The sequence below is a fragment of the Alsobacter sp. R-9 genome, from assembly GCF_054612375.1.
Genome location: NZ_JBTSWJ010000011.1, coordinates 189,736 through 212,425 on the forward strand (window position 1 = coordinate 189,736; position 22,690 = coordinate 212,425).

The 22,690-nt window shown below is 70.2% G+C and carries 21 protein-coding genes; 9 read left to right on the forward strand and 12 right to left on the reverse strand.

The window, feature by feature from the left end; translation table 11 throughout:
* Positions 1–27 precede the first annotated feature (27 nt).
* Positions 28–2,385, reverse strand: a complete 2,358-nt coding sequence (gene bglX, locus ACX9GQ_RS18185; RefSeq protein WP_459630990.1) for a beta-glucosidase BglX — start codon at positions 2,383–2,385, stop codon at positions 28–30.
* Positions 2,386–2,416: 31 nt separating this feature from the next.
* Complete coding sequence (locus ACX9GQ_RS18190) at positions 2,417–3,211, reverse strand: MBL fold metallo-hydrolase (RefSeq protein ID WP_459630991.1); 795 nt, start codon at positions 3,209–3,211, stop codon at positions 2,417–2,419.
* Between the two features lie 268 nt (positions 3,212–3,479).
* Between ACX9GQ_RS18190 and ACX9GQ_RS18195 the strand changes: the two genes are divergently transcribed.
* Complete coding sequence (locus ACX9GQ_RS18195; protein WP_459630992.1) at positions 3,480–3,776, forward strand: hypothetical protein; 297 nt, start codon at positions 3,480–3,482, stop codon at positions 3,774–3,776.
* Here the strand turns inward: ACX9GQ_RS18195 and ACX9GQ_RS18200 are convergent.
* On the reverse strand, positions 3,733–4,626 hold the full coding sequence (locus ACX9GQ_RS18200) for a DUF2950 domain-containing protein (RefSeq protein ID WP_459630993.1): 894 nt from the start codon (positions 4,624–4,626) through the stop codon (positions 3,733–3,735). The two genes, ACX9GQ_RS18195 and ACX9GQ_RS18200, sit on opposite strands and share 44 nt — an antisense overlap.
* A gap of 17 nt (positions 4,627–4,643) precedes the next feature.
* Positions 4,644–6,260: a DUF3300 domain-containing protein gene (locus tag ACX9GQ_RS18205; RefSeq protein WP_459630994.1), complete on the reverse strand. Its 1,617-nt coding sequence runs from the start codon at positions 6,258–6,260 to the stop codon at positions 4,644–4,646.
* Positions 6,261–6,420: 160 nt separating this feature from the next.
* On the opposite strand from ACX9GQ_RS18205, the gene ACX9GQ_RS18210 reads away from it, so the two are divergent.
* The 4 genes from ACX9GQ_RS18210 (at position 6,421) to ACX9GQ_RS18225 (ending at position 9,445) form a co-directional block, all read left to right on the forward strand.
* Positions 6,421–6,747: a UxaA family hydrolase gene (locus ACX9GQ_RS18210; protein WP_459630995.1), complete on the forward strand. Its 327-nt coding sequence runs from the start codon at positions 6,421–6,423 to the stop codon at positions 6,745–6,747.
* Positions 6,744–7,973 (forward strand): UxaA family hydrolase, encoded by a 1,230-nt coding sequence (locus ACX9GQ_RS18215; protein WP_459630996.1) that lies wholly within the window; start codon positions 6,744–6,746, stop codon positions 7,971–7,973. Before ACX9GQ_RS18210 ends, ACX9GQ_RS18215 begins: the two co-directional genes overlap by 4 nt.
* Before the next feature lie 129 nt (positions 7,974–8,102).
* Entirely contained in the window at positions 8,103–8,495 is a 393-nt protein-coding gene (locus ACX9GQ_RS18220; RefSeq protein ID WP_459630997.1) for a hypothetical protein, read from the forward strand.
* A 77-nt stretch (positions 8,496–8,572) separates the two neighbouring features.
* The gene (locus ACX9GQ_RS18225) at positions 8,573–9,445 is read left to right on the forward strand and encodes a YcnI family copper-binding membrane protein (protein WP_459630998.1); all 873 of its coding nucleotides are present in this window, start codon (positions 8,573–8,575) and stop codon (positions 9,443–9,445) included.
* 50 nt (positions 9,446–9,495) lie between these two features.
* On the opposite strand, the gene ACX9GQ_RS18230 is transcribed toward ACX9GQ_RS18225, so the two are convergent.
* The 5 genes from ACX9GQ_RS18230 to ACX9GQ_RS18250 all read right to left on the reverse strand — a co-directional run bounded on the left by ACX9GQ_RS18230 (position 9,496) and on the right by ACX9GQ_RS18250 (position 15,482).
* Positions 9,496–11,007, reverse strand: coding sequence for a malonate--CoA ligase (locus tag ACX9GQ_RS18230; RefSeq protein WP_459630999.1), 1,512 nt, complete (start codon positions 11,005–11,007; stop codon positions 9,496–9,498).
* Between the two features lie 80 nt (positions 11,008–11,087).
* On the reverse strand, positions 11,088–12,566 hold the full coding sequence (locus tag ACX9GQ_RS18235) for a protein adenylyltransferase SelO (RefSeq protein ID WP_459631000.1): 1,479 nt from the start codon (positions 12,564–12,566) through the stop codon (positions 11,088–11,090).
* Between the two features lie 118 nt (positions 12,567–12,684).
* The gene (gene ftsH, locus ACX9GQ_RS18240) at positions 12,685–14,610 is read right to left on the reverse strand and encodes an ATP-dependent zinc metalloprotease FtsH (protein ID WP_459631001.1); all 1,926 of its coding nucleotides are present in this window, start codon (positions 14,608–14,610) and stop codon (positions 12,685–12,687) included.
* 135 nt (positions 14,611–14,745) lie between these two features.
* Positions 14,746–15,024, reverse strand: a complete 279-nt coding sequence (locus ACX9GQ_RS18245; RefSeq protein WP_459631002.1) for a hypothetical protein — start codon at positions 15,022–15,024, stop codon at positions 14,746–14,748.
* Positions 15,021–15,482: a DUF4112 domain-containing protein gene (locus tag ACX9GQ_RS18250; RefSeq protein WP_459631003.1), complete on the reverse strand. Its 462-nt coding sequence runs from the start codon at positions 15,480–15,482 to the stop codon at positions 15,021–15,023. Before ACX9GQ_RS18250 ends, ACX9GQ_RS18245 begins: the two co-directional genes overlap by 4 nt.
* A gap of 156 nt (positions 15,483–15,638) precedes the next feature.
* Here ACX9GQ_RS18250 and ACX9GQ_RS18255 point away from each other — a divergent pair, with 156 nt between their 5' ends.
* Positions 15,639–15,941, forward strand: coding sequence for a hypothetical protein (locus ACX9GQ_RS18255; protein ID WP_459631004.1), 303 nt, complete (start codon positions 15,639–15,641; stop codon positions 15,939–15,941).
* A 52-nt stretch (positions 15,942–15,993) separates the two neighbouring features.
* Here ACX9GQ_RS18255 and ACX9GQ_RS18260 read toward each other — a convergent pair whose 3' ends face one another.
* Positions 15,994–16,470, reverse strand: a complete 477-nt coding sequence (locus ACX9GQ_RS18260; RefSeq protein WP_459631005.1) for a hypothetical protein — start codon at positions 16,468–16,470, stop codon at positions 15,994–15,996.
* A 401-nt stretch (positions 16,471–16,871) separates the two neighbouring features.
* Positions 16,872–17,189, reverse strand: a complete 318-nt coding sequence (locus tag ACX9GQ_RS18265) for a hypothetical protein (RefSeq protein WP_459631006.1) — start codon at positions 17,187–17,189, stop codon at positions 16,872–16,874.
* A gap of 77 nt (positions 17,190–17,266) precedes the next feature.
* Between ACX9GQ_RS18265 and ACX9GQ_RS18270 the strand changes: the two genes are divergently transcribed.
* Both ACX9GQ_RS18270 and ACX9GQ_RS18275 read left to right on the forward strand, forming a co-directional pair.
* Positions 17,267–18,265: a helix-turn-helix transcriptional regulator gene (locus tag ACX9GQ_RS18270; RefSeq protein ID WP_459631007.1), complete on the forward strand. Its 999-nt coding sequence runs from the start codon at positions 17,267–17,269 to the stop codon at positions 18,263–18,265.
* Positions 18,266–18,353: 88 nt separating this feature from the next.
* Complete coding sequence (locus ACX9GQ_RS18275) at positions 18,354–20,432, forward strand: fused MFS/spermidine synthase (RefSeq protein WP_459631008.1); 2,079 nt, start codon at positions 18,354–18,356, stop codon at positions 20,430–20,432.
* Positions 20,433–20,438: 6 nt separating this feature from the next.
* On the opposite strand, the gene ACX9GQ_RS18280 is transcribed toward ACX9GQ_RS18275, so the two are convergent.
* Positions 20,439–21,032: a CatB-related O-acetyltransferase gene (locus ACX9GQ_RS18280; RefSeq protein WP_459631009.1), complete on the reverse strand. Its 594-nt coding sequence runs from the start codon at positions 21,030–21,032 to the stop codon at positions 20,439–20,441.
* 177 nt (positions 21,033–21,209) lie between these two features.
* Between ACX9GQ_RS18280 and ACX9GQ_RS18285 the strand changes: the two genes are divergently transcribed.
* Positions 21,210–22,634 (forward strand): arylsulfatase B, encoded by a 1,425-nt coding sequence (locus tag ACX9GQ_RS18285; RefSeq protein ID WP_459631010.1) that lies wholly within the window; start codon positions 21,210–21,212, stop codon positions 22,632–22,634.
* The last annotated feature ends 56 nt before the right edge of the window (positions 22,635–22,690 follow it).

Genomic DNA, 22,690 nt, shown 5'->3' on the forward strand with positions numbered 1-22,690 from the left:
ATAAGTTATTTTACATCGATGTATGTATTATTGCGCATTGCTCGCCTGACGCGCCGCGGGGGCCGCCCTGTATTCCAGCATCGTCGACTTCACCGTGGCGGAGTCGAGGCCCGCCATGATCTCGATGGTCGAGGCATCCGGCGGCGCCATGCGTCCCTCGGGCTGCCAGAAGGCCAGATCCTGCTCCGTGAGGGTCACGCGGACGGTTCCGACGCCGCCCGGCGGCAGCGTCACCTTGCCGAAGCCGCGCAGGTCCTTCACCGGCCGCGAGACCCGCGCGACCTTGTGGCGGATGTAGACCTGGATCTGCGCGGTGCCGGTGCGCGGGCCGCTGTTCATGACGTCGACGGAGACTGTCGCCGTCTCCCCGCCCCGCATGACCGTGCGGTCGAGGCGCGGCGTGCCGACATAGAAGGTCGTGTAGGTGAGCCCGTAGCCGAACGGATAGAGCGGCGAGGGCCCCACGTCCTGGTAGCCGGTCGTGTAGGGCTTCGGCATCGGGCCCGCAGGCCGGCCTGTGGGACGTGCATCGTGGTGGATCGGCACCTGCCCGACGTTGCGGGGGAACGTCATCGGCAGGCGGCCCTGCGGCTCGGCGAGCCCGAACAGGATGCGGGCCGCGGCGAGGCCACCTTCGCTGCCGGGGAACCACGCCTCGAGGATGGCGGGCGCCTCGCGGTCGAGATCCTCGATCGCCAGCGGGCGTCCGTTGAACAGGACCACCGCGGTCGGCTTGCCGAGGGCGATGACGGCGCGTGCCAGCGCCAGCTGGTCGCCCGGAAGGTCGAGCGAGGAACGGCTCGCGGATTCGCCGCTCATGGTCGAGCGCTCGCCGAGCGCGAGGATGACCGCCTCGGCCCGCGCCGCAAGCTTGACCGCGGCGGCGATGTCTGCCGGGCTCGAACGGTCGATGGCCCCGCCCGTGGCGTACGTCACCTCCGTCTCGTCGCCGACGACCCGACGGACCCCGGCGAGCAGCGTCGTGGCGTCGTCGGGATTGCCGTTGGCGGCCCAAGGCCCGAGCGTGTCCGCCTTGCCGTCGGCGAGCGGCCCGATCACCGCCACCCGCTTGAGCTTCGGCGAGAAGGGCAGCACGTCGCCGGCGTTCTTCAGCAGCACCATGGACTTCTCGGCCATGGCGCGAGCCGCCTGGAAATGATCGGCACGTCCGACGGTCGCCTTTTCGCGCTCGGGCACCGACCGGGCGTAGGGGTCGTCGAACAGGCCGAGATCCTCCTTGAGCGTCAGGATGCGACGGACGGCGTCGTCCACCTCGCTCGGCAGGACCTTCCCGTCGCGCACGAGGGCGGCGAGCTGCGTGACGTAGGTGCGGCTCTCCATGTCGATGTCCGTGCCGGCCCGGAACGCCTGCCGCGCCGCCTCGGCATTGGAGTCCGCCACGCCGTGAACCATCAGCTCCTCGATGGCGCCGAAGTCCGAGACCACGACGCCGCGGAAGCCCCACTCGCGCCGCAGGATGTCGCGCAGGAGACGGTCGTTGGCGACGCCGGGGATTCCGTCGACCGCGTTGAAGGCGGCCATCACGCACGGCGTGCCCGCCTGCACCGCCGCCCTGAACGGCGGGAGCTGTTGCTCGCGCAGGGCGCGCTCGGAGATGTCGCCGCCGCTGTACTCGCGCCCGCCCTCCGTGGCGCCGTTGCCGGCGTAGTGCTTGACGCAGGAGGCGACGCTGTCCGGCGCCTTCAGCGAGGCGCCCTGCAGTCCCCGCACCCGCGCCTCGGCGATACGGGCGCCGAGCCACGCGGACTCGCCCGAGCCCTCCACGACACGGCCCCAGCGCGGATCTCGCGAGTGGTCGACCATGGGCGTGAAGAGCCAGTTCACCCCCGCCGCCGCGGCTTCCGTCGCCGCGATCCGTTCCACCTGCTCGATGGCCGCGAGGTCGAACGTCGCCGCCTGCGCCAGCGGGACGGGAAAGATCGTCCGGTAGCCGTGCAGCACGTCGAAGCCGAGCAGAAGGGGAATGCCGAGGCGCGTCTGCTTCGTCGCCATCTCCTGCAGGCCGCGGGTGTACTCGGCGCCATAGACGTTGAAGAGGCCGCCCGCCTCCCCCTTCAGGATCGCCGTCCGAACGTCCGAGCGGGTGTAGGGCCCCGTCACGGCATGGTGGCCTGAGACGAGGTTGAGTTGGCCGATCTTCTCCTCCAGCGTCATGCGCGCGAGGAGGTCCTCCACCCGCTTGCTGGCCTGCTGGGCGGCAGCCGGCGCGACGAGGACGGGAAGAAGGGCGACCGCGAGCGCGGCGCAGCGGAGCGATGGGGTCATGGCGGCCGTGATGAACGGGGACGGATCGACGGTCTGCGGCCGCTCCAGCGCGGGCTGGGCCGGCCCCGCCGTCATACGCCGCAGGGCGGCAGGCTTCAACGCCGCCGTGCCGGCCCCGGGCCGGCGCGGATCAGGATCCCGGCAGGACGAGGATCTTCGGTGACGTCGGGAGCGTCTCGCGCGTCACGGTGATCGAGGCGGTCGGCGACCTCTCCACCGGCCAGTGGGCCTGCGCCTGGTTGAGGAAGCGATTGAGCGTCGACTGGCCGAAGAAGTGCATCGGGATCATCAGCGGCGCGTTGACCGACTTCATCACCTCGAACATGCCTTCCATGTCGAGCGTGTAGCTCCCGTCGACGGGAACCAGTAGAACGTCGATGTGGCCGAGGAGCTTGAGGTGCCCCGGCAGCAGCGTGTGATGCAGGTGGCCGAGATGCGCGACGCACAGGCCCGCCATCTCGAACACGAAGATGGAGTTGCCGTCGCGCTCCGTTCCGCCACCCCAGTCGCGGATGCTGGTCGGCACGTTGCGCACCCGGACGTCGCCGACGGCGAGGTCATGGCGGGCCGCGCCGCCCTCCGGGTTCCACCCCTTGAGCACGTGCGGGATCGCCGGATCGGGCCGGCTGGTGAAGTGGGTCCCGTGCGCGTGGTTCATCGTCGCCACGTCCGGCACCACGGAGGGACGCACGTAGTCGTTGTAGTCGGTCGCGATGCGGATGCCGCCGGGGCTCTCCAGCAGGAAGGTCGCATGACCCACGAAGGTGATGCCGATCTCGCCGGCACCGAGCGCCGCCCGATGGATGCGCGCCCCGCGGTCCGATACAAGCCCCATGCAGGGGTCGGACGTCTGGGCGGACGCGGCCGCGCCCCATCCCAGCATCATGGCGGCCGCACCCGCCAGCGAGAGCATCATCGCGCGCATGAACCCCTCCTGCAGCCGACAGACAGAGGATAGCGCGGTCATGGCAGGGTGACAGGGGCCGAACGTCTCCGACTGCAACTTGAGCGCACGCTCTGCGTTCAATTCATCGGGAAGTGGTTGAATCGAAGACGATCGGTCGAAAAAAGCAACCAACAGCAGTAGAAAATCGAGTGGTTGTAGCCGACCTTACGCAATCACCTTCAAATCCGGTTTACGGATGCGGTTCCAGAGTCGCGGCATTTCAGTCGTGACTTTTCGGATCACCATCATGTTGTCGCTGATGATCACCGCCATCGGCATGGGTCTCGTCATGGGGACCGCCGGGCGGGCCCCTCTGCTGCTCGCGGGATCGGGAGCCATCACCGTCGCGGCTCTGGTCGCCATCTGGTCCGACGTCGTCTCCGGCTCGCCGGACCTGTGGCCCTTCATCAAGGCATGGCTCGTGGTGGCGGCCCTTCAGGTCGCCTTCGTCGCGGGCGCATGGGCCCAAGACGTCCACGAGCGACGCGAGGCGCGGGAGGTCAGTCCAGCCGTGTCCAGCTCGGATCTGGATCGTACCGCTTGATCCGCGCGACCTCCCGGGCGGTGCCGGGACCGAGATTCTTCTGCCAGACACGGCCTGACTGGTTGCAGATGAACGTCATCACCCCGGTCTTGCCCCACTCGGCAGGAGCGGCGATCAGCGCGAAGCCTGCGATCATCTTGCCGTTGATCACATAGGAATAGGCGCCGCCCGGGGCGCTCGGGCCCTGGGCCTTCAGGATGCGAAACGTGTAGCCGAAATAGGGTTCGGACCTGTTCGACTGCCGCTCGAGGATCGCCTGCGAGATGCGGCCTTCGAGCGGGCTGATGTCCCACTGCGTCTGCCGCGGCCAGTAGAGCCCGTCCCGCTTGCCGGGCGAGGACAGGATGCGCTGCGCGTACTCCTGAACCTCGTCGTCGTCGTGGTCGAGGCGGAAATACTCGCGTTGCGCGGCGATGTAGGTCCGGCACGCCTCGATGGCGTGCAGTTCGTTCTCGCCGATGGTGCGGTTGAGGATTTCCTCGCGCCCCGCCGCGACGTCGTAGACCCAACCCTCGCCCCGCTTCACGATCGGTACGGGAAACTCGAAGCCGTTCCTGCCGATCTGCAGGATGCGGGTGGTATCGCCGCGCGCCGCCAGGGCGGTGGCGTCCGCAGCCGCTGCGTTGAACTGGGCGAGGCGCTCCTTGTCGCGCTCCGGGTCGCCGGTGCCGAGGATGGCCGGCCCTTCCGGCCCGAAGATCCGCGCGACGAAGCCGGGTTCACCGGCCTTCGCCGCATCGACGAGCGCCTTCGACGCCGCGTCGGGGGACGGGAAGACCTGCTGGGCCGCGAGCGGCGCCGACCAGGCGGCGGCAGCGACGGCGACGACGAGAGTGGCGATGCGTGCCATGGTGCTGCTCCTCCTGCTCAACGCCGCCGCGCCCCGCCACCGCCGCCGGCACGGGGACCGCCCCCGCCGCCGGCCGGGCGCACGGCCGCGCCGCCGCGTCCGCCGCCCGAAGGCCTCATGGCCGGGGCGCCGCCTCCCCCGCCGCCCGGACGGAAGGCTGCACCGCCGCCCCCGCCCTGCGGCCGGGAGACCTGCGCGCGACTCGCCGCGCCGCGGTTGCCGAACTGCGAGGCGGCCTGGCCCATGTCGATGCGGTCGAACGCCGACGGGGCCGGCCGCGGCGCGGGACGGGCCTGCGGGCGATCGGGCACTGCCGGTCGTGTCTGCGGCCTGCTCGGGGCCGGCCGCGTCTCCGGCCGGTTCGGGACGGCAGGACGCGTCTCGGGCCGGGCTCCGCCGCCGGGGCGCGTCGCGGGACCGTCGCCGCCACCCGGCCGCGTGATGTTGCCGAGGTTGGGCCCGTCGCCGGGCGCAGGCCGCGTGACGCCGCCGGGCCGGCTGCCAACCGCGCCGCCGATGGCGCCCCCCACAGCCCCGCCGATCGCAGCGCCCCCTGCACCGCCGAGGCCCTGGCCAAGGCCGCCCTCGATGGCCGGCAAGGTGGTCGGCCGCGTCAGGTCGCCGGGCCGGGCCACCCCGCCGGGCCGCTGGGCCGGGCGCGAAAGGCCCGGCTTCGTCCCCTGGCCGGGCCGGTAGCGGTCCGGATCGGGCCGCCACGGCTTGCTGTTGCCGATCAGGTTGTTGCCGTTGCCGATGCCGATGTTGTTGCCGCCGCCGATGTTGATGTCGTTGCCGATGTTGATGTTGTTGCCGCCGCCGGGGCGCCATCCGGGATAGGGCGGCACGCCGGGCCGGTACCCCGGGTAGGGCGGGCGCCAGGCCGGGTAGCCGGGCCACACGGGCGGGTAGACGATGCCGCTGCCCCAGTTCCAGTAGTTGTTGTTGATCAGCGAGCCGACGAGGATGCCCGTGCCGAAGCCGATCAGGCCGCTCACGACGGCGGTGCCCACCGGGTTGTAGACGACCGCCGGGTCATAGGTCGGCACGAAGATGACCTCCGGCTCGGCCGGGACGATGGTGATCACCTCGCGGGTGTTCTCGACAGTCTTCACCACCTTCTGCTGAGGTGTGGATTGCAGCGCCCCACCCTTGAACGCGAGCGCGCGCAGGTCCTGGATCACCGTCGCGACGTCCTGCGGCTGGTTGACGAAGGCGTCGCCGAGGTCGCTCGTCCAGTCGAGGTTCTCGTTCAGCTGGCGGATCAGGTCGGGGAAACGCAGCAGCGCCTTCACGGACGCATCCCAGGGCATCGCGTCGGCGGCGGTGAAGTCGGCCTTCTCGACGGCGGCCTTGTTGCGGTCGAGCCACCGGGCGGCCTGGACGATGTCCAGCGGATAGGCCGAGGCCGGCAGCAGTTGCGCCAGCAGGGGATCAGGGTAGAGCGCGATCGGCTTCAGCAGCGTCTCGAGCTCGGCACGGGTGAAGACGGTGTCGGCGGCCGGCGGTGCAGCCGCCGCGGGCGGCGCCGTTGCCGGCTGCTGCTGGGCGGACGCGGCCTTGATGAAGGTCCATTCGGCTGAACACGGCGCCCACGCGACGGCCACCGCCGTCAAGGCCACGATCCCCCTGCGCATGCCGTCCCCCGTCCGTCAAGCCCTTGTCGGGCCACTGTGTCAGCGTGGCTGAACCTAGACAACCGCATGTTTGAACATTGCGCGATTTCGCGCAATTGGCCTGCGGCGATTGCCGCCGGCCCGGGCCGGTGCCATCCTTTGGTGCCGTCCGGACGCCCCCATGACCACAGATTCCCGCCTCATCCTGCTCGATCCGCGCGACAACGTGTTCGTCCTGCGCGGCCGCATGGCCGCCGGCGAGACAGTGAGCGTGGAGGGTGCGCGCGTTGCCGTGCCCGCCGACCTGCCCATGGCGCACAAGATCGCGCGACGGCCGATCGCGGCCGGGGAAACGGTCCTCAAGTACGGGGCGCCCATCGGCGTGGCGACCGCCGCCATCGCCGTCGGCGAGCACGTCCACGTCCACAACATCCGCAGCGACTACACGCCCACCTACACGATCGCGACGGCCAAGGGTGCGAGCGCACAGAACGGGGACCGTCCATGACCGAACCCCTCCCCTCCCGGGGCAAGACCGGCGGCCTGCGCGGCTGGCTGCGCTCCGATGGCCGCAAGGGCATCCGCAACGTCGTCGCGGTAGGCTATCTCGTCGAGTGCGCGCACCATGTCGCGCGCGAGATCGCCCAACCGCTGCGCGAGCAGGGCGTGCACGTCATCGGCTTTCCCGGCTGCTATCCCAACGCCTACGCCGAGCGGATGATGGAGGCGCTCTGCACCCATCCTAACGTCGGTGCCGTCCTGCTGGTGTCGCTCGGCTGCGAGAGCTTCGACAAGTGGGGGCTGGAACGAGCCGTCCGGGCCTCGGGGCGGCCCGTGCAGACGATCGTCATCCAGGGCACCGGCGGCACGCGCGCCTCGATCGCGCAGGGACGGGAGTGGGTGGCGGCGCGCCGGGCCGAGCTCGACGCCATGCCGACCGTCCCGATGGAGGCGTCCGAACTCGTCGTGGGCACCGTGTGCGGCGGCTCCGACGGAACTTCCGGCATCACCGGCAACCCGGCTGCCGGCAGGGCCTTCGACCGGTTGGTGGGTCTCGGCGCCGCCTGCATCTTCGAGGAGACGGGCGAGCTCATCGGCTGCGAGCACATCATGGCCGCCCGCGCCGCGACGCCCGAGCTCGGTCGCGAGCTGGAGGCCAGCGTGGCCAAGGCGGCACGGTACTACGCCACGCTGGGATACGGCTCCTTCGCCTCCGGCAACGCCGACGGCGGGCTGTCGACCATCGAGGAGAAGTCGATGGGCGCCTACGCCAAGTCCGGCGCCTCCCCCATCGTCGGCCTCCTGAAGCCCGGCGACCGGCCGCCGCGCGGCGGGCTCTACCTGCTCGATGTCGTGCCGGACGGCGAGGTGCGCTTCGGCTTCCCCAACATCAACGACAACGCCGAGATCGCCGAGCTCATCGCCTGCGGCAGCCACGTCGTCCTGTTCGTCACCGGCCGCGGCTCGGTCGTCGGCTCGGCCATCTCCCCCGTCGTGAAGATCTGCGCCAACCCGGAGACGTACCGGCGCATGAGCGACGACATGGACGTCAACGCCGGGCGAATCCTCGACGAGGGCGCCTCGCTCGACGCCGTGGGCGAGGAGATCCTCGACGTCGTGCTCGGCCTTGCGCGTGGTCGGCAGAGCCGCTCCGAAGACCTCGGCCACCAGGAGTTCATCCTGACCTACAAGAGCTTCGAGCCGATCGGACCAGCCTGCCTCCCGGCCGCCTGATCCCGCCCGGCCATCCCCGGCAATCGCCCCGGATCATTGGTCCGCCGCAAGGACGTGCGACCTTTGAACGTTTACCGAGGGACCAAGTCCCGATTGACCGCGACCGGTCGCATTCATAAACGATTCAGCATGGCACTCGAGCGCTCCCGCATCGGCAGGTGGCTCCGCACGCTGGCGGCGGTGGCCTTCGCCTATGTGCTGGTGCTCCAGTTCGCCCTTGCTCCGCTCGGCGTGGTGAAGGCCGAGGCGATGCCCGGCGACCCCGCCATGGTGCTCTGCGTCGAGGGCCACGGCGCCGGCGGCGACAACGGCGTGCCGCCGCCCGGCCACGACTGCACCGACTGCTGCCTGCAGCGTGTCGTCACTGAACCCGCGCTGTTTCCCCCCGTGTCCGTCCCCGTCCCCATCGCAGAGCCTCCGCGCGCGGAAGCCTCGTTGCGGGCGATCGAGGACGATGCCGCTCCAAGCCGCGAGGCATGGTCACCGCAGAGGGCCCAGCGAGGGCCGCCCGCGCGCGGCTGAAGCCGCGTCCGCCGCTGCCCTGTGCAGCGTTCCTCGCCTTCGCGTCGGTACCCGACGCCCCACCTTCGGTGATCCAAATGTTCAAGTCCGCAATCGTCGCGGCTGGCGCGTTGCTGTGCGCCACGTCGCTTGCCTCCGCACACGCGAAACTCGATGCCGGCGAGGCCGTCGTCGGCGCCACCTGGTCCGGCTCCGCCGTCATCGGCCACGGCTGCGACGGCCAGCCCACGCTGAAGGTGCGGGTGACCCTGCCGCCCGGCCTCGAAGCCGTCCGCGCGCCGGCCAAGGCCGGCTGGTCGGTCGAGATGATCCGCGAACCATCCGCCGAGCCGACCGGCCATTCCGGCCACGCCGCGCCCGGCCGCGTGACGGAAATCGTCTGGACCGGCGTGCTCCCGCACGACAGGAAGGAGGCCTTCGCCTTCGAAGCCGCCGTCTCGGCCGACCTGAAGGCGGGGACGAGCCTCTACGTCCCGGTCGTGCAGGAGTGCGAGAAGGCCGCGATGCGGTGGGTCGAGATCCCTGCCGCGGGTCAGTCGCACAAGGACCTGAAGGAGCCCGCGCCGACGCTGAAGCTCCTGCCGGCAGGCGCTCCCGCCGCCGTCGCGGCCGCTCCGGCGCCGCTGCACGTCCACCTGCACGGCGCGAAGGCGATGGCCGACGTCATGCTTGCGCCCGGCCGCACGGGCACCGGGAATACGCTGACGGTGGTGCCGATGACCATGGACTTCGCGGCGCTCCCCGCCAAGGCAATCCGGGTCGCGCTCACGCAGCCCGCGCAGCCCGCCATCCGCAGCGAAGTGAAGCCTGGGCCGGAAGGCCCGCGGGTCGCCGCGGGCGTCTCCCTCCCCCGCGGCGGCGCGTGGTCCGTTCGGCTCGAGATCGACATGCCGGACGGCGCGACGGTCGTTCTGGACGGCGAAATCGCGGTGCCATCCCCCGCCTCCTGACGCCGCCGCCTCGCCCTGTCCCGTCCGGCCGCCGCCGGGCGGGACCTCGGTTATTGGTAGAGGGCCTTGTAGGTCTCGCGCAGCACCGCCTTCTGCACCTTGCCCATCGCGTTGCGCGGCAGGTCGTCGACGAGGATCACGCGCTTGGGCTGCTTGAACCTGGCCAGCCGCCCCTCGAGGCGCGTCACGACGTCCTTTTCCGTCAGGGCCGAGCCCTTGGGCACGACGACGACCGCGGTGACGCCCTCGCCGAAGTCCGGGTGCGGCACGCCGATGACCGCGCTCTCCACGACGCCCGGGATGGCGTCGATTTCCGTCTCCACCTCCTTGGGGTAGACGTTGAAGCCGCCGCTGATCACGAGATCCTTGCCGCGCCCGACGATGTGGACGTAGCCGCACTCGTCAACCTTGCCGAGGTCGCCGGTGATGAAGAAGCCGTCGGCGCGGAACTCCGCCGCCGTCTTCTCCGGCATGCGCCAGTAGCCCTGGAACACGTTGGGCCCGCGCACCTCGATCATGCCGATCTCGCCCTGCGCCAGGGGCGCCCCCGTCTCCGCGTCGACGACGCGCAGGTCCACGTCCGGCAGCGGGAAGCCGACCGTTCCGGGCACCCGGTCCCCGTCGTAGGGGTTCGAGGTGTTCATGTTCGTCTCGGTCATGCCGTAGCGCTCGAGGATCGCGTGGCCCGTCCGCTCCGACCATGCCCGGTGCGTCTCCGCGAGCAGCGGCGCCGAACCGGACACGAAGAGCCGCATGTGCGCCGTCGCTTCGTGCGTGAGGCGCGCATCCTGGAGCAGGCGCACGTAGAAGGTGGGCACGCCCATCATCGTCGTCGCCCGCGGCAGAAGCCGGAACACCGTGTCCGGATCGAGCTTCGGCAGGAACAGCATCGTCCCGCCCGTCAGCAGGATGATGTTGGTCGCCACGAAGAGGCCGTGCGTGTGGTAGATCGGCAGCGCGTGAAGCAGCACGTCGGCCGAGGTGAACCGCCACAGCGCCGCCAGAGTCTGTGCGTTCGACGCGAGGTTGCGATGGCTCAGCATCGCCCCCTTGGAGCGCCCGGTCGTGCCGGAGGTGTAGAGGATGGCGGCGAGATCGTCGGCCCCGCGCTCCACCGTGTCGAATGCGTCCGGCATCGTGGCCGCGAGCGTCATCAGCGACCCGTCGCCCTGGGTGCCGAGCGTCTCGACCGTGGCGCCCTTCGGCCGTGCGAGGTCGGCGATCCCGGCGGCCGCCGACGGCGCCGCGACCACGAGGCGCGGCTCCGCGTCGCCGATGAAGTAATCGAGCTCCGCCAGCGTGTAGGCGGTGTTCAGCGGCAGGAAGATCGCGCCGACGCGCAGGCAGGCGAGATAGAGCAGCACCGTCTCGGGGCTCTTCTCGACCTGCACCGCCACCCGGTCTCCGGGCCCCACGCCCAGCGAAACGAGCGCGTGGGCGATCCGGCCGCTCGTGGCGACCATGTCGCCATAGGTGACGACCCGGCCGTCATGAGTCTCGATGAAGGTCTTCCCCGGCTCCGGGGAGCGCGAGAGGACGAGGCTGAACAGGTTGTCGGACATGGCCGGGACGGCTCCGTTGCATCGCCTCTCCCCTAGCCCATCGCCGCGTGCAGGCGAAGTCCTCCGTTGGGAGGCGCTGGTCAGGTGCCGCAGAACGTGCGGTACACGCGCTGCTCGGGCGGCGGCGGCAGACGGTAGGGCGCGTCGCCGGGCCTGTCCTCGAAGGGCGTTGCCAGCACGGCATGCAGCGACTCGAACGGCCCGAGGTCGCCCCGTTCGACGGCGGCCTCGATCGCGGCCTCCACCTTGTGGTTGCGCGGGATCACCGCCGGGCTTGCCCGCCGCATCGCCTCGCGGCGCGCCGCCGGGTCGCCGCCCTCCCCGTCGAGCCGCGCCCTCCAGTTCGGCGCCCAGGCGTCAAACGCGGTCGGGTCGATGAAGAGGTCGCGCACGGCGGCATCGGCCGCCGTGTCAGCGGCGGCATCCGCCAGCGTCCTGAAGAACAGCGTGAAGTCCACTGTGTTCGCCGTCATGCGGGCGAAGAGGTCGTCGACGAGGTCGCCGTCGCCGTCCCGCTCGGAGACAAGGCCGAGCTTCGCGCGCAGGCCGCCCGCATAGGCCTCCTGGAAGGTCGTGCGGAACGTGCCGAGGCTGTCCTGCGCCAGCGGAAGCGCCGCCTCGGGCGTCTCGGCCATCAGCGGCAGGAGGCACTCGGCGAGCCGCGCGAGGTTCCACTGCGCGATCATCGGCTGGTTGGCGTAGGCGTAGCGCCCGCCATGGTCGATCGAGCTGAAGACGGTCGCCGGGTCGTAGGCGTCCATGAAGGCGCAGGGGCCGTAGTCGATCGTCTCGCCCGAGACCGCCATGTTGTCGGTGTTCATCACGCCGTGGATGAACCCGACCAGCATCCACTGCGCGACGAGCCTCGCCTGCCGCGCGACGACGCGCTCGAACCACCGGCGGGTGACATCGGGTTCGCCGGCGAGGTCGGGATCGTGCCGCGTGACGACGTAGTCGGTCAGGCGCTGCAGGGCCTCCGTGTCGCCGCGCGCGGCGAAGAACTGGAAGGTGCCGACGCGGACGTGGCTGGCGGCGACCCGTGTCAGCACGGCGCCCGGCAGGAACGTCTCCCGCACCACCATGTCGCCCGTCGCCACCGCGGCCAGAGACCGGGTCGTGGGAATGCCCAGCGCCGCCATCGCCTCGCTGACGAGGTACTCGCGAAGCACCGGCCCGAGTGCCGCACGTCCGTCACCGCGCCGGGAATAGGGGGTCGGTCCGGAGCCCTTCAGCTGGATGTCCCGCCGGCGCCCCGACCTGTCCACCACCTCGCCGAGCAGGATGGCGCGGCCGTCTCCCAGCTGCGGCACGAACTGGCCGAACTGGTGGCCGGCATAGGCCATGGCGATCGGCTCGGCTCCGTCGGGGACGCGACGCCCGCCGAGGACGTCCACCCCCTCTGGGGAGGCAAGCCATTCCGGGTCGAGCCCGAGCTCGGCCGCCAGGGGCCGGTTCAGGGCGAGGAGCGCCGGCCGCGAGACCGCGGTCGGCTGCACGCGGGAGAAGAAGCCCTGCGGGAGGCGGGCGTAGCTGTTGTCGAACGAGACCTGCACGCTCATGCGATCCTCCCGGCCCGGAGGCGGAAAATGGCGAGGCCGGACGGGAGACAGTGCTCGCGTCCGGCCTCTCGATCAGGTTCAGAACCGTGCCACGGCCCCGCCGGGCCAGGCATCGCCGTCACGCCGGCTGCGGCATGCCCGGTGCCCCGCCCGGCTCGTCGGACCGGCGGGTGCCGGGGACGGACGACCGCCGCGGCGGCGTGGCGCCCGGGTCGGGACGCAGCGGCGGGCGACCGGCGAGGACGTCGCCGACCTCGTCGCCCGACAGGGTTTCGTACTCGATGAGCCCCTTGGCGAGCGTCTCGAGATCCTCGCGACGCTCGGTCAGGATGGCGCGGGCGGTCTGCACCGCCGCATCGACGAGGCGGCGCACCTCGTTGTCGATGAGCTGCGCCGTGGCTTCCGACACGGTCTGCTGGCGGCCCATCGACATGCCGAGGAACACCTCCTCCTGCCCGCCGCCGCCATAGGCCACGGTGCCGAGCTGCTTGGAGAAGCCCCAGCGGGTCACCATCGCGCGGGCGAGCTTGGTCGCCTGCTCGATGTCCGACTGGGCGCCGGAGGTGATGCGCTCCTTGCCGAAGACGAGTTCCTCGGCCATGCGCCCGCCCATCAGCACCGCGAGGCGCGAGGTCATCTGCTCGTAGCTCATCGACAGCTTGTCGCGCTCGGGCAGCTGCAGGACCATTCCCAGCGCACGGCCGCGCGGGATGATCGTCACCTTGTGGACCGGATCGGTCGCGGGGACCGCCAGCGCCATGATGGCATGGCCGGCCTCGTGATAGGCGGTCAGCGCCTTCTCGTCCTCGGTCATGACCAGGGTGCGGCGCTCCGCGCCCATCATGATCTTGTCCTTGGCGTCCTCGAACTCCTGCATCGTGACGAGGCGCTTGCCGCGGCGCGCGGCCAGCAGTGCCGCCTCGTTGACGATGTTGGCGAGGTCGGCGCCAGAGAAGCCCGGGGTGCCGCGCGCCACCGTGCGCAGGTCGACGTCGGGGCCGAGCGGCACCTTGCGGACATGCACCTTGAGGATCTGCTCGCGGCCGTTCACGTCGGGGTTCGGCACCACGATCTGCCGGTCGAAGCGGCCGGGGCGCAGCAGCGCCGGGTCGAGCACGTCAGGGCGGTTGGTCGCCGCGATGATGATGATGCCGGCGTTCTCCTCGAAGCCGTCCATCTCCACGAGCATCTGGTTCAGCGTCTGCTCGCGCTCGTCGTTGCCGCCGCCGAGACCCGCCCCGCGGTGCCGGCCGACGGCGTCGATCTCGTCGATGAAGATGATGCAGGGCGCGTTCTTCTTCGCCTGCTCGAACATGTCGCGCACGCGGCTGGCGCCGACGCCGACGAACATTTCGACGAAGTCCGATCCCGAGATCGTGAAGAACGGCACGCCCGCCTCGCCGGCCACGGCCTTGGCGGTCAGGGTCTTGCCGGTGCCGGGCGGGCCGACGAGCAGCACGCCGCGCGGGATGCGACCGCCGAGCCGCTGGAACTTGGCCGGGTCGCGCAGGAAGTCGACGATCTCCTGCAGGTCCTCCTTGGCCTCCTCGATGCCGGCCACGTCCGCGAAGGTGACGCGGGCGTTCTCAGGCGGCACGAGGCGCGCCCGCGACCGGCCGAACGAGAACGGCCCGCCGTTGCCACCCATGTTGTTCATGGCGTTGCGGGTCATCCACAGCGAGATGCCGATGAGGATGAAGACCGGGAACAGCGCCCAGAAGAGGCTGCCCAGCAGGGTCGGCTTGGGCGGCGGCACCGCCGTCACCTCGACGTTGTTCTTGCGCAGCACGGAGAACGTGTCGGCATTCTCCGGCGCATACGTGGCGATGGCGGTCCCGTCGGTGCGGGTCCCCTCGATGGTCTGGTTCTGGATGCGGACGGAGCGCACCTCGCCGCGCTCGACGGACGCCAGGAAGGCGGAATAGGGCAGCGGGTCCGGCCGGGAGCCGGACGTCGGCAGCATCTGGGCGAGCACGATCGACACGAGAGCCACGACCATCGCCATGGTGGCGAGGCGGCGGGGGTCGAACGGTGGCTTGGCCATGGGGTCGGGTCTCCGGGCGGTTCGGGAGTCCGACATCGCGGTCGGGGGGATCGACCGCCAGAGGGGCCCGGACTCAGGCTTATGACCTAATTGGACTTGGCGAGGCCTTGTTTCAAGCCTGCAGCCGCGGAACGCCTAACGCAACCTTCGCGTGGCGAAGCCCACCACGGCCGGGACGGCGAGAAGCAGCATCAGGCCGATCAGCCATACCACGACCACGCCGGCCAGTCCGACGCTGGTGAGCACTGAAGCCGCCCAGGACAAGGCGACGACCGTCTCCGGGTGGCCGGTCACGATGTCGGCATGGCTGGCGGCGAGGCCGCCCAGCCACCCGACGAGCGCATAGCCGCCCCACGCCACGAGCGTCCAGGCGACGGCCGCGACGACCGCAAGCCCCTTGGCGAGCGTCCTCATGCCGTCACCTCGCGCGCCGTGAGGTCGATGGTCGCCGGCCGGCGGCTCGCGCCTGAGGGGCGGCGGGGGCCGGAAGCCGTTTCCAGGTGGCGGCGGAGCAGGTCCATGTTGCGCCGGTTGGCGCGGAAGAACACGTCGCCCACCCACCCCACCACGGGGATGGCGCTGAACACGAGGTCAACCGCGACGTTGCCGGTCATCCGCGCGAGCGTACGCGCCGGCACGCCCAAGCGCCGCGCCTCCCACACGAGGTAGCCGGCCATGAGCTTGGCGAAGGCCGTGCCGATGCCCGGAACGAGATTGAGAAGCGCGTCGGCGCCCACGGTCACCCGGGTGCCGGGGACTCGGATGGCGCTGTCGAGGAACGCGGCCAGCGCCTCGAGCCGGCGGCGGCTCTCCTCGACGTCGGCGCTCGCGACGGAAGCATGATGCCAGGCTGGATTGTGGATTGAGGGCATGGGGGATCTCCCAAGATCGGAGCACGAGGCTCGTCAGGTGGAAGAGTCCGACATCGCAGCCTGTATCGGCTGCCAGAGGGGCCCGGACCCGGTCGTTGCGGATGTGTCGATGCCGCCCGCCGTTTTCAAGCGGCTGCGGCATCGCGGAGCGGCAGCTTGACAAGACGCCGGGCACGCCACACGCAGGTGCGCTTCCGGACCGTCGCCATGCAGCCCATCCTGCTCCTCGCCATCGACTTCGGCATCGTCGCCGCGGCTCTCGCCTCGTCGCGCCTGTGGTGGAAGGCGAGCAACCAGCGCATCCGACGCATCAGCCGGACGGAGGAACTGGACGCGGCCGACATCAATCGCATCGTCACCGCACTGAACCGCACGCAGATCCTCAACGCGCGGGCAGCTCTGGCCACGGCCATCGCCGCGTTCCTCGCCGGGCTGCGCATCGCGCTCGGTCTGTCCTGACCTCACCCACGGCACGGGGAAGCCGCCCGCCGGCGGCTTCCCCGGCTCCGGGTCACGCCGCCTTCTGGGCCGGCCCCGTGCTCGTCTCGTAGCGGGCGAGATGCGCGATGACCTGCGCCATCAGCACGAAGCGATTGGTGGCGAGGTCCTCGACCGTTCTGATCCCTGCTGCCTCCTCCAGCATCGTCGCCTCCTTGGCCGAGAGCCCGGTGAAGATCGACGGCCGGGCGCGGGCGAGCTCCCGCAGGCTCTTCTTCTCCCACTGCCCATCGAGGATCGCCGCGAGGCTCGGGTTGAACCCGTCGACCTTCTCGTAGCGGGCGAGGTGCGTGATGGATTGCGACCACAGCACGTAGCGCGACTGGGCGAGGTCCTGGAGGGTATCGACGTCGAGCGCCTGCATCAGTTTGGCGCCCTGCGCATGCGTCAGGCCCGCCAGGATCCCGGGCGGTGACGCCGCAAGCTCCCCGAACGTCTTGGAGCGATGGCCTTCGTCGATCAGGGACACGAGATCGTTCTTGAACGGCATGGTCATTCTCCTTGCTGTTACGGTCCGACATCGCGGAGACGTTCCGCCAGAGGGGCCCGGACCTGAAGAAGAAGCTGGAGCCAGACCTGCGCCCTTTCAGGGCACGACTGTCACTCCATCGGGATATTTCTGTGATTGAATTATGACTATTATCTTTCAGCGAATGTATATTTCGCACAGGAGACAATAAACACCCATGACACGGTAATTCAGACATCTATTCTTCGACGAGTGCGCTGGTGCGATGGCCCCCTTCGCCACAACGGTGCTCCGGCTTCCTGAGGGCACGCACGCAGGCGCATCTTGCTCGGCGAGGTCGTGCAGGCGCCCATGTCACCCCCCAGGGTTCCCGGCGCCACTTTGCGGGTGGGCCGGCCGCTCTCCGGCGTGACGCGCCGCATCTACGCTGCAGGAAGCCTGTCGAACGGTCCGGCCGCGGTCGCCGCGTTCATCGAGTATCCGCGCTCCCGGGTGCCGTGCACGGCGATGCCACGCACCGGCATCTCGGCGGCGGAGACCCGCGACGGGGGTCCATCCCTGTAGACGGTGCCCGGAGAAACGGCGCGGACCTCGGTCGGCTGCTCGGCCGCGCGCGCCGCGCCGAGGCAGAACAGCAGGCCGATGACGATCATCGCCGCGATCAGCGTGTCGCCGACGATGCGGTCGAGCCGCTCCATCAGCCGCGTCTCATCCTGGTGTCGGTCGTCGGTGCGGATCATGGCTCTCTCCTCTCTTGCCCGTCGGCCATGCTCCGGAGATAGTTCCGCAGGGTGTCAGATCCTGTCAGGAGGGGCGCGTGTCCTTTGCCAAGGCCGAGCAGCTGCTCGATCTCTTCACCATGGTCCGGGCCCATCGCAGCGGCGTCACGCTGGCGCAGGTGGAGGAGCGGTTCGGGTGCTCGCGGCGCACGGCGCAGCGCATGATGCGGGCCCTCGAGATCCGCTTTTCCGACGTGGAGGCCGACCACGACGCCGACGACGGCCTCAAGCGCTGGCGCATGCGCGGCAGCGCGATCAAGGACTTCCTGTCGCTGGAGCCGGACGAACTCGCCGCCCTCGACCTGGCCGCCACGCTTCTGCGGCGCGACGGCCAGTCGCGGGAGGCCCGCCTCCTGCGTCACCTCAAGGACAAGATCATGGCGCTCGTCCCGACCCCGCGGGCTGGACGGATCGAGACCGACCACGACGCCCTGCTGGAGGCGCAGGGGTTCGTGGCACGCCCCGGCCCCCGGGCGCGGATCGACGACACCATCGCGGAGGCCGTCGCGAGCGCCATCAAGGCCTGCCTCGTCCTCGAGATCGACTACAAGTCGCGAACGGATGCCGTCCCGCGGCGCCGTGCGGTGATGCCCTTTGGCCTCCTCTCGGGCGCCCGCCGCTATCTGGTCGCCCGTCCGGAGGGCGACCCCGACGGCCCGGTCCGCACCTACCGGCTCGATGCGGTGAGCGGCGCGCAGCTCACGACGCGGGGCTTCGCCCGACCGCGGGACTTCAACCTGCAGGCGTTCTCCGAGCGCGCCTTCGGCCTGTTCCAGAACGACCGCGAGTTCGGCGAGGTCGTCTGGCGGTTCGCGCCGCGCGCCGCGGACGAGGCGGCCGGCTATCTCTTCCACCCCCGCCAGACGGCGACGCGGGAGGACGACGGTTCGCTGGTGGTGCGGTTTCATGCGGCGGGCCACCTCGAGATGGCCTGGCATCTCTATGCATGGGGGGATGCCGTCGAGGTCGTGCGGCCCTTGCGCCTGCGCCGGCTCGTGGAAGGCCACCGCCGTTCCGACTTCGACGTCCTTCCGTGACCGGGATGCGATAGCGGGCGCGGGCAACTCCTGATTGGATCAGGACGGGGGCGGGCCGCACGAGTCGGACCCGGGGAGATGGACGGGCATGCGCAGCACGACGACGTCGCGGGTCCTGATCGGCGCGGCCATGGGCCTGTCTGGATTCCTCTCCTTCCAGGTCCAGCCGATCATGGCCAAGTTCATCCTGCCCTGGTTCGGCGGCAGCGCGACGACCTGGACGGTCTGCATGCTGTTCTTCCAGATGTCGCTGCTGCTCGGCTATGCCCTCGCCTTCGCGTCGACGCGCTGGCTGTCGCCAAGGGGGCAGGCGGGTCTCCAGATCGTGCTGCTCGTCCTCGCGGTCGCCTTCCTGCCGATCACGCCCGACGATGCCCTGAAACCCGCCGACAGCGACAACCCGGTCGGTCGCATCCTCTGGGTGCTGGTGACGAGCGTCGGCATTCCCTACGCGGTACTGTCCACCACCTCGCCCCTGCTGCAGCGCTGGCTCGCCTCGCTCGAGGCCTCCGGCAACGTGTCCCGGTACTTCGCGATCTCGAACCTGGGATCCTTTCTCGGCCTCCTGAGCTATCCCTTCGTCTTCGAGCGGCTGCTGTCGAGTTCGGAGCAGACCGTGCTCTGGTCGGCGGGCTTCGTGCTGTGCGCCCTGCTCTACGCCTCCGTCGCGGCCATCGTCTGGCGCGAGGCGGCCGGGCCTGGGCCCGCCACGACCGAGGCCGGCATCGCCGTGCGCGGCGCCGACGTCGGCCTTTGGATCGGGCTGTCGGCCCTCGGCTCGGTGCTGCTCCTGGCCATCACCAACCAGATCACCCAGTGGACGGCGGTCGTGCCCTTCCTCTGGATCATGCCGCTCAGCCTCTATCTGCTGACCTTCGTCGCCGCCTTCGGCAGCCAGTCGTTCTACCGGCGGTTGCCGTTCCTGGCGCTCTTCGCCGTCGCAGCGGCGGTCTCCTTCCAGCTGGCGCGCCCGGAATCGTCCGCCGACCTGGTCGTCCAGCTCGGACTGCAGGGCATCGTGCTCTTCCTCGGCTGCATGATCTGCCATGGTGAGCTCGTCGCCTTGAAGCCGCGCGACACGCAGCTCCCCGCCTTCTACCTCGCCATCTCGGTGGGCGGCGCGCTGGGCGGCCTGCTCGTCACCTTCCTGGCGCCGGTCCTGTTCAGCGACTACCGCGAACACCCGATCACGATCGCCCTCATCGGCGTGGCCGCCGTTCTGCTGCACTGGCGCGAGGACGGAGGAGCCGGCCAGGCGGGGCGCCGCTGGGTCGCGGTCGGCAGCCTCGCCGTGCTGATCGGCGGCCTGGCCGTGTGGGCCGCCGCCGAGATCGCCCACGGTCCCCAGCTCGTGGAGCGCATCCGCAACTTCTACGGGGTCGTGAAGGTGGTCCGGGAGGACGAGGACGACCCGGAGGAGTTCAGCTTCGTCATGCAGCAGGCGGGCGTGGACCAGGGATCCCAGTTCCAGGCGGCGGAGAAGCGGCGCGTGCCGGCCTGCGCCTTCGGCGCCGGCAGCGGCATCGACATCGCGCTGGCCTACGAGCGCAAGCGGCGCGAAGGCAAGCCGCTGCGCCTCGGCATCATCGGCCTCGGCGCAGGGATGATCGCCAGCCACGGCAAGCCGGGCGACACGATCCGCTACTACGAGTTGAACCCCGCCGTTACCGACCTTGCCCGGCGGCGGTTCACCTTCCTCTCCGACAGCGCCGCGGCGATCGAGGTGGTTCACGGCGATGGCCGCATCCTAATGGAACGCGAACTCGACGCCGGCCAGTCGGGCCGCTTCGACATCCTGGTCATCGATGCCTTCCGCGGCGCCTCGCCGCCCATGCACCTGATGACCAAGGAGGCGTTCGACCTGTATCTGCGGCACCTTGCCCCCGACGGCATCCTCGCCATCAACTTCGAGCTAGACACCTTCGAGATGGCCCCGCTTCACCGCGGGCTGGCAAAGGCCTTCGGCCTGCAGGTCGGTTGGTTCGAGACGCTGGCGGAAGGCGATTGCGAGGATCCCGTGAGCTGGGCCCTCTATTCCCGCGACCCCGCGTTCTTCCGGGCGGCCGAAGTGGCGCCCCGCATCTCGGCATGGCGCGACGGCGGCCGGGCGGAGCTGCTGTGGACGGACCGCAGCAGCAACCTCATGAGCATCATCAACTGGCAGTAGCCCCCCTCACGGCAGCGCGGCGCCGGGGCGGTACCGCCGCACGAGCGCCGACAGTCCCTCGACCGTCGGCGGCGCGCAGAGATCGGACCTGATCTCGCGGATGGCTTCCGGCGGCAGGTCCCACCAGCGCAGCGCCCGCAGCAGAGCGACCACGTCGTCGTCGAAACGCTGGCGGATCGGCCGTGCCGGGTTGCCGCCGAAGATCGTGTAGGGTGGAACGTCCTTCACGACGTGGGCCTTCGCCGCGATCACCGCGCCATCGCCGATCGTCACACCGGACATGATCGTGCACTCCGCTCCGATCCAGACGTCGTTGCCGATGATGACGTCTCCGTCGGTGAGGGGATGCTCGGTGACCGCGGGGCCGAACAACTCGGCAGTGTAGATGTGCCCGAACGGGTACGTGGTCGCCCAGTCGAGCCGGTGGTTGCCGCCGAGATAGACCGTGCAGCCCCCGGAGATCGAGCAGAACGCGCCGATCTGCAGGCTCGCGCCCTCGTTCCACTGGAGGATGTTCAGGTGCTCGTGCCCGTACGAGAAGGGGCCGACGAGGACGGTGCTGCGCCCCACGTGGTAGATGCGCGTCTGCATGTAGTCCATGCACGGCCCCCCTCCGGTCCGGCTGGAATGCGCCGAACACGTCGATGGCATAGTCTTGCAACCGGGAGTCGTGAAGCGCTGCTCTCCAGCGTGGCGCCAAATGGCAATCCCGACCTCGGCCACACGGCTAGGTTGGCGGCGATTGCGCCGAATCCGGCGCCGCCCGGAGGATCCCCCTTGCAACGTCTGCTGACCCTTGCCGCGGCCCTCGTCATCGCCGGATGCGCCGCCGCCGGCAACGCGGCGGCCCAGGCTCCGGCCAAGCCGCACATCCTCTACATCGTGGCCGACGACCTCGGCTGGGCCGATGTCGGCTTCAACGGGTCCGACATCCGCACACCGACCCTCGACGAACTCGCCAACGAAGGCGCGCGGCTGGAGCAGTTCTACGTGCAGCCGATGTGCACGCCGACCCGTGCGGCGCTGATGACCGGCCGCTACCCGATGCGCTACGGCCTGCAGAGCTTCGTGATCCTGCCGGAGCAGACCTTCGGCATCCCGCTCGACGAGAAGCTGCTGCCCCAGATCCTTGGCGAAGCCGGCTACGACACGGCCATCATCGGCAAGTGGCACCTCGGCCATGGCGACCGCAAGTTGTGGCCACGCCAGCGCGGCTTCGCCTACCAGTACGGCGCCCTGATCGGCGAGATCGACTACTTCACCCACAAGGTGCACGGCGTCACCGACTGGTACCGCAACGACAAGCGCCTCGAGGAGCCCGGCTACGTCACGACGCTGCTCGGCAAGGACGCGGTGCGCCGGATCGAGGCGCACGACCCCCGGAAGCCGCTCTTCATGTACCTCGCCTTCACGGCACCCCACACGCCGCTGCAGGCCCCGCAGGCCGATCTCGACCGGTACAAGTCCATCGCGGATCCCAACCGGCGCGCCTATGCCGCCATGATCAGCGTGATGGACGACCAAATCCGCGCCGTGCTCGGTGCCCTGCAGCGCAAGGGCATGCGCGACGACACGCTGATCGTCTTCCACAGCGACAACGGCGGTGTCCGCACCGCGACCTTCGCCGGCCAGATCGAGACGAAGGGACCCCTGCCCGCCAGCAATGGTCCCTATCGCGACGGCAAGGGCTCGCTCTACGAGGGGGGCACCCGGGCGGTGGCCTTCGCCAACTGGCCGGGCAAGATCAAGGCGCAGAAGGTCGCGGAGCCCCTGCACGTGGTCGACATGCTGCCGACGCTCGCCGCGCGCGCGGGCGCCAGCACCGCCGGCACGAAGCCGCTCGACGGCAAGGACGTGTGGGCCACCATCGCCACCGGGGCCCCCTCCCCGCGGGACGAGATCGTCTACAATGTCGAGATGTTCCGCGCCGCCGTGCGGAAGGGACCGTGGAAGCTCGTCTGGCACACGACGCTGCCGTCCCGGGTCGAACTGTACGACATTCCGCAGGATCCCGGCGAGGCGAAGAACCTCGCCGCCGAGAAGCCGGAGATCGTCGCCGCGCTGCAGAAGCGCGTCGGGGAACTCGCGGGCGAGATGAAGCCGTCGCTGTTCTTCCAGGCGACCTTCAAGGCCTATCTCGGACGCCATGCCCCCGGCCCGTCCTTCCCCAACGAGGACGGATTCTTCCAGCAGTACGACTGAAGCCCGGCCGGCCGTTGCCGGCCTGGGTCACGCTGGCTAGCATCCCTCCACGGCGC